Origin of the sequence: Exiguobacterium sp. s152, assembly GCF_018618335.1 — a bacterium.
Classification (GTDB): domain Bacteria; phylum Bacillota; class Bacilli; order Exiguobacteriales; family Exiguobacteriaceae; genus Exiguobacterium; species Exiguobacterium chiriqhucha.
Genome location: NZ_JACSLX010000033.1, coordinates 1 through 404 on the forward strand (window position 1 = coordinate 1; position 404 = coordinate 404).

The 404-nt window shown below is 34.9% G+C and carries 1 protein-coding gene; it reads right to left on the minus strand.

The annotated features are described in order from the left end of the window. Positions 1-404 (minus strand): alcohol dehydrogenase catalytic domain-containing protein (locus KNP72_RS16115; protein WP_214834428.1); only part of this gene is annotated, 404 nt, incomplete at both ends.

Sequence of the window (404 nt, forward strand, 5' to 3'; positions counted from 1 at the left end):
TCAGATAAAAATAATACTTGTTCATCTTTTAAATCACTATCTGGCACAACAAAAGAAGAAAAATCAGCATATGGAACTCTTAAATATTCTGCTTGTCCCCCCCAGAAATTTCCGTGCATCTTTCCAAAACCAAATAATGCACCGTTATCCATCTTCCAGTTGGCAGGTTCTTCATTAGATTGATCACATTGCGATTCCATTTGATTATTACAGTAGAAACAATCGCCACAACCAATATTAAACGGAATGACTACACGATCACCTTTTTTTAGATTCTTAACGTCTTTACCTACTTCTTCAACAATACCCATCGGCTCATGTCCGATAACAAAATCTTTATCCATAAACATATCGCCTTGATGATATAAATGTAAATCTGATCCACAAATACCTGAAGCAGTAAT